Origin of the sequence: Frateuria sp. (assembly GCF_035695185.1) — a bacterium.
GTDB lineage: Bacteria > Pseudomonadota > Gammaproteobacteria > Xanthomonadales > Rhodanobacteraceae > Frateuria_A.
Genome location: NZ_DASSES010000163.1, coordinates 1 through 4860 on the forward strand (window position 1 = coordinate 1; position 4860 = coordinate 4860).

At 65.4% G+C, this 4860-nt stretch carries 8 protein-coding genes; 4 read left to right on the forward strand and 4 right to left on the reverse strand.

Annotated elements, in window-relative coordinates; all coding sequences use genetic code 11:
• Positions 1–228 (reverse strand): IS4/Tn5 family transposase DNA-binding protein (locus tag VFH59_RS18510; RefSeq protein WP_414655896.1); only part of this gene is annotated, 228 nt, incomplete at its 3' end.
• Between the two features lie 104 nt (positions 229–332).
• Here VFH59_RS18510 and VFH59_RS13260 point away from each other — a divergent pair.
• On the forward strand, positions 333–572 hold the full coding sequence (locus VFH59_RS13260) for a hypothetical protein (protein ID WP_325165381.1): 240 nt from the start codon (positions 333–335) through the stop codon (positions 570–572).
• A gap of 60 nt (positions 573–632) precedes the next feature.
• Here VFH59_RS13260 and VFH59_RS13265 read toward each other — a convergent pair whose 3' ends face one another.
• Positions 633–1835, reverse strand: a complete 1203-nt coding sequence (locus tag VFH59_RS13265) for a PHB depolymerase family esterase (RefSeq protein ID WP_325165382.1) — start codon at positions 1833–1835, stop codon at positions 633–635.
• Between the two features lie 95 nt (positions 1836–1930).
• Positions 1931–2350: a hypothetical protein gene (locus VFH59_RS13270; protein ID WP_325165383.1), complete on the reverse strand. Its 420-nt coding sequence runs from the start codon at positions 2348–2350 to the stop codon at positions 1931–1933.
• A 245-nt stretch (positions 2351–2595) separates the two neighbouring features.
• Here VFH59_RS13270 and VFH59_RS13275 point away from each other — a divergent pair, with 245 nt between their 5' ends.
• The 3 genes from VFH59_RS13275 to VFH59_RS13285 all read left to right on the forward strand — a co-directional run bounded on the left by VFH59_RS13275 (position 2596) and on the right by VFH59_RS13285 (position 4427).
• Positions 2596–2907: a tyrosine-type recombinase/integrase gene (locus tag VFH59_RS13275; protein ID WP_325165387.1), complete on the forward strand. Its 312-nt coding sequence runs from the start codon at positions 2596–2598 to the stop codon at positions 2905–2907.
• Between the two features lie 133 nt (positions 2908–3040).
• Positions 3041–3313 carry a hypothetical protein gene (locus VFH59_RS13280; protein ID WP_325165384.1) on the forward strand — a complete coding sequence of 91 codons (273 nt, stop codon included), beginning with the start codon at positions 3041–3043 and terminating at the stop codon, positions 3311–3313.
• A gap of 19 nt (positions 3314–3332) precedes the next feature.
• On the forward strand, positions 3333–4427 hold the full coding sequence (locus VFH59_RS13285) for an AI-2E family transporter (RefSeq protein WP_325165385.1): 1095 nt from the start codon (positions 3333–3335) through the stop codon (positions 4425–4427).
• 209 nt (positions 4428–4636) lie between these two features.
• Here VFH59_RS13285 and VFH59_RS13290 read toward each other — a convergent pair.
• Positions 4637–4860: hypothetical protein (locus tag VFH59_RS13290; protein WP_325165386.1), on the reverse strand; the 224-nt coding region annotated here is incomplete at its 5' end.

The following is a 4860-nucleotide window of genomic DNA, read 5'->3' on the forward strand; positions in this document are numbered from 1 at the left end:
CTGCTCCTCATCAACCCGGTCATTGGCAAAGAAGCGATAGGCCGCCTTCGTCCCGGCCCAGTCCTGACAGGCCAACGGCAGGCTCGCCCCGATGGCGGCGCTCATCCTCTCGACGAGCGCGCGTAGCCGTCGGCCCAGCCGAGCGTCCGCGAAAGTGCATCCAGCCAGTTCGTGGTCCCACCACGGGTCGCTCGCCGCCTGCATTGCTGCCCCACTCCATGGCACCATGCACCAATACGCAGCCCGTCCGCCTCAGCTCATCTCACCCAGTGCACCGGCCACAGCTCAAAATGTAGGTAATTGGAAGGCGGTAACCAGCAAGAGCAACGGTGATGCCCCTTTCAGCCAAAGAAATCTACCGCAGCTCGAACGGCGATCGCTGGCTGCTGATCGGCGATCCCGCCTCCGGACGGCAGTTCGTCCGGCATGAGCCTAACGTGTCATCGGGTGGGCGTATCACGGAGACCGATGTCGACGCGTTCTTGCGCGTTGACGGCTCCGGCCCGGAATACGCGGCGCTGCGACGCCTTCTCGCCAGCCCTGAGAAGGACGCCGATATCCCGACCGTGTAAGTCTGGCGTGCGTCGGGACGAATTCCCGGTCCATGATGGCCGGTACGCCCAGGGTGATGGTCAGACACCCCGCACTGCCGTGGGATGCGGGTGCTCCAGGAAGAAGCGCAGCATTTCCCGTGTGGCATCCGGTCCACCCGGGTCGGTGTAGGAACCCGCGGGGCTGCCGCCGAACCACGCGTGGCCGGCGCCGCGGACAAGCCAGTGTTCCACGATCGTCTGCCCGTCTGCGTCGGCATGCAGTGTGCGGCGGTAAGCGTAGCCACCGGGAACCCGGCCGTCCTCGGTATGCGTCGCGAACCTCGCCGTCTGCGCCGTCTGCGCCACAACCGCATCGCTGTTGCGTGGGTGGACCGTGGGGTCGCGGTCGCCGTGGAAGACAATGGCCGGCACGATCCGAGGCGACCTCCCGGAGCGCGCGATCCCGTCGCTGCCCCTCTGCATGGCCGCGAACGCCGAAGGCATGTCATGGGCGGCCCCGCAGGCAAGGCCCGAATGCACGCCGATGGCGGCATACAGGTCGGGGTACGTGTGGCCCATGACCGAAGCTGCCGCGCCCCCGGCCGACAATCCGGCGACATAAACGCGCTGCGGATCGACGGCGTACTCGCGCATGATCGCGCCCGTGATCCCCGCGATCAGCGACGGCTCGCCGCCGTTCCGCTGCTGATCGCTCGCATTGAACCAGTTCCAGCATTTCTGCAGGTTCGCGGCACTGGTCTGCGCGGGGTAGGCAACGAGGCAGGTATGGGCTTCGGCCGCCTCGTTCATGCGCGTGCCGGCCGCGAAGTCGTCGGGCGACTGGGTGCAGCCGTGCAGCATGACGACGAGCGGAAGCGCCTGCTCCATGCGGTAGCCGCTGGGCACGTAGAGCTTGTAGGGACGGCAGCCTGCCTGGTTGCTGAACGTGGCGCTGAGAAATTGCGCGCCCTCTGCCACGGCAATGGGCGCCTGGGTCGACGACGGATGCGCCAGTCCGCCGCCGGGCATCCGGAACGCGGGATGACCGATCTGGTCGAGGACACCGCGGAGGGCCGAAGGCGTGGCCGATCCCGCGTGCGGCGCGCGCCGGGCGCCCGCCGTGCCGACCGCCTCGGCCACGCCCTCGATGGTTGGCGGGTCGCACGGTGTGGGCGTGTTTGTGCGGCCCTGCGCCGCCTCGCCACCAAGCAGGCGTTGCAGGGCCGCCGTGGCCTCGGTGAGCCGGCCGGACCGTGTAAGGCGTGTCGCATCACGCAGGGCGTCGGGCAGGATGTGCTTCATGGCGATGACTTTCGGCTGGGGATCCTGGCAGGCATCCCCGTTCGGAACCGGGATCGGCTTCCGTCGTCGGTAGATTTGATGGACGCGAGGCGTGGTCAGCGGGTGCGGTCAGCCAGGGCGGCCCTGACCTCGGGGCTGGTGTGCAACGCCCCTAGCACCGTGACCGAGGCGATCGCCGCACGGGCCAACTCGGGCGTCACGTCCGCGGCAATGCTCGCCAACCCGAGCACATTGATATGCAGCAGCGCACCACTGTCGCGCGCCGCCTCCAGGTCGGCACGGCTGTAGTGGCGCAGGCCGAGGTCGAGGGTCTTCCGCGCCACCGACTGGCGGACCACGTCGGCGTGGCGCTCGAGTTGGTTGCGGATAGCGGTGCGGATGAAGTCCGTCCGATTGGAGTAGAACCCTTCCTGTACCATCAGGTCGATGTGGCCGAGATCGACATAGCCCAGATTGATCGTGATCTTCTCGCTGTCGGCGGCCGCCTTGGGCCGCAACTCATGCACTGTGCTCATCGCCACTACCATCCATCTGGATGGTATATGGATGGGAAACTCACCCCTGCAAGGCCGGCGTCCGGTCCGGGGCGGTTCGCGCTTCGTCCTCCCCTCACAGCCGCCAACGGTGCTGACGCGAGACACCTGCAGCCGCGCGGCGCCGGCTGGCGATCCGGCTGCCGAGGAGGGCGGCGGCAGGCAGCACGCCAGCCCTTCCACCACGCACTCGCCAAGGCGCTGCACGCCTACATCGCCCGGCTGGAATTGCCGACAACCGCCAGGAGACCATCTTCTGCATGGCGCGCGGGCGCGCCGGCACCGCGCTGTCGGCGCGACCGATGGCGCAGCCGGACGCCTGGCACATGATCCGCCGCCGCGCCGCTGCGTCCGGCATCCACGCGCCGATCGGCAATCACACATTCCGCGCTACCAGGATCACCGCCTATCTCGCCAATAGCGGTACGCTGGAGCACGCGCAGGCCATGGCGGCGCACGAAGGCCCGTGCACGACTAAGCTCTACGACCGCACGAAGGAGCAGCTTACCGAGGACGAGGTAAAGGGAATCAGGTTATAGTGCCTTCGTCACTGCCATCCCAGTGACACCAATGCCTGCTTGACCAGGAACAGTTCACAATGCATGTGCACGGTGGCTCGGCTGATGGCGCTCGTGATCGGGGTTACGCATGCGCAGGCGACGTCGGAAGACGTTGAGCCCGCTGCGCCGCCTCATCAGCAGGAATGAGGCCATCATAGAACAAAAATTCGGAATTCCGGACAAGGTCGAACGCAACGACGTACAGGCTTTCCTGCTCTGGCCAGGTTGCGCGGGTGACGCAGCTCTGGAGCTACGGATCCATCGAGAATCCGAGGCGTCGGCATTCAGTTTCGCCTGCAGGGATTGCCGACGCACGCAGACCGCGCTCGGCTTGGAGCCTGACAAGGACAAGGATGAGGGCAAGACCCGATGGCACCAATCATAGCGTCCGTCTTCTCGGTCACATGACGAATATCGCGCCAACCGCACCGCGCAGCGACGGCAGCACGCGGGCGCAACACGTGGCCGTCGGCGTACTCGCTGGCAGCTTGCTCCTGCTCGGCCTCTACACGCTGTGGCATTTCCTGAGCGCCCTGGCCTGGGCCGGAATTTTCGCCATCGCGCTGTGGCCGCTCTATCGCAGGGCGGGCAAGCAGCTTGGCACCGGCAGGCATAATGTACTGCTGCCCACCGTCTTCACGCTTGCCGTCGCACTGATCTTCATCGTGCCGCTCGGTCTCGTGGGCACTCAGCTCGCGCGTGAAATCCACGCGGCGACCGAATGGGTGCGCAACGCTCAGGAGAACGGCATCGCGGAGCCGAATGTTTTGCGTCAGCTGCCTTTCGGGCAGACGCAGGTCGACAACTGGTGGCGGCAAAATCTGGCCAATCCCGGCAGCCCCAGAGAGCTCGTCCAGCGCACCACACAGGGATACGTCGCTGACGTGAGCAAGGTCATCGGGGAACAGATCGCACGGCGTCTGACCCTGTTTCTGTTCACGCTGCTGACCCTCTTCTTCCTGTTCAAAGAAGGACACTCGCTGACCCGGCAGATGCGCCGCGCAGCCGCTCGTGCCTTCGGCGCGCATGGAGAGCGGATCGGCCAGCAGATCATCGCCTCCATTCATGGGACGGTGAATGGGCTGGTATTGGTTGGCCTGGGTGAAGGCTTGCTGCTCGGGATCGTCTACGCCCTCGCCGGTGTACCCCACCCGACCGTCTTCGGGACGCTGACCGCCCTGGCTGCCACCGTCCCGTTCGCGGCGCCTGTCGTCTTCGCACTTGCCGCTCTCCTGCTCGCGGTACAGGGATCAGTGATTTGGGCTGTCGTTGTGCTTGGCACGGGCTTTGTCGTCACGTTTAGCGCCGACCACTTCATCCGCCCGGTGCTGATTGGCGGTACCACCAAGCTTCCCTTCATCTGGGTGCTTCTCGGGATCCTTGGAGGAATCGAGGTCTGGGGATTGCTCGGCCTGTTTCTCGGACCAGCCATTATGGCTGCGCTCATTCTGCTGTGGCGAGAATGGGCGAGCGAACCGCCGCCTGTGCCTGAGGTTTGACACCGATATCTCTGCGAACCCTCGATCCCACCGTATTGAGCAGACGGTTCCGATGAATACCTCACGAGCGCTGCGCAGCCGGCATCGCGACTCATCATCAATGCAAGGCCCTGAGATGTTTGCCATTGATGACGCCACCGTCGTAGCCGTCCGGGGTGCCTTCAATGAAAAAGGCAAGCTGGCCGCTGCCATTCAGCTTCGCCAGCACTTCAGTGGATTGCGATCTCGCCCAGGGACGCGAGGTAGGTCGCCTGATCGCCAACCGGCAGCCACCGGAAGGCCTCGCCGATCAATCCCTGGTAACGCCGGGGCGCTGACCTGCTGCTGGACAGCTTGCAATTTTCTGGCAAGCGCGTATACAAAAAGATGCGGCTGAACTTTTCAGCCGGGGAAAGATCCCTGCGTCTACTACTCCGCGCCTGCGTGGCACATC